General features: G+C 56.2%; 1 protein-coding gene. It reads left to right on the top strand.

Going from position 1 to position 585, the window contains the following annotated elements; all coding sequences use genetic code 11:
- A partial coding sequence (locus tag C1631_RS25315) for a Tn3 family transposase (RefSeq protein ID WP_165828370.1) occupies window positions 1-393 on the top strand: 393 nt, incomplete at its 5' end.
- Window positions 394-585: the final 192 nt, after the last annotated feature.

The raw sequence follows: 585 nt of genomic DNA, 5'->3' as shown, positions 1-585 counted from the left end.
CTGTTCATGCTGGACTGGCTAGAAACTCCCGATCGGCGCCGGCGATGCCATGCCGGTCTCAACAACGGCGAGCAGCGCCATGCCCTGACGCAGGCGATCTACACATTCCGCCAGGGCCGCATCATCGACCGCAGCCACGAGGCGCAGCAATATCGGGCGTCCGGCCTCAATCTGCTCGTCGCCGCGATCGTCTATTGGAACACGATCTACATGGATGCCGCCGCCCAGCATCTACGATCAACATCGGTCGCGGTGCCTGATGATCTACTCGCCCATACGTCCCCAGTAGGTTGGGAGCATATTGCTTTCTCGGGCGATTTCCTCTGGGATCGAGCAGCCGCTTCCGCTGGCCGCAAGGCCCTCAATCTGCCGCCGGATAGCCGCGCCGCCTAAGCGTTCGCTGATTGTTCGCCCTTAGCGTTGTTTAGCGTACCATCCACGCTATGCCCTCTATATCAGCCGAATACCATACTCGCAAAAGACACCCCGATAGAACGCCGAAATTTATTTATACACTAAATCATATAAGTCACTACAGGTCCGGATTTGAAGAAACGCTGCTAGCTATTAGAAGCCTATCTGTTT

This window comes from Chryseobacterium phosphatilyticum (genome assembly GCF_002899825.2).
Lineage (GTDB): Bacteria > Bacteroidota > Bacteroidia > Flavobacteriales > Weeksellaceae > Chryseobacterium > Chryseobacterium phosphatilyticum.
The sequence above is the reverse complement of the archived record's forward strand: the minus strand, read 5'-3'. Positions and strand labels throughout refer to the sequence as shown.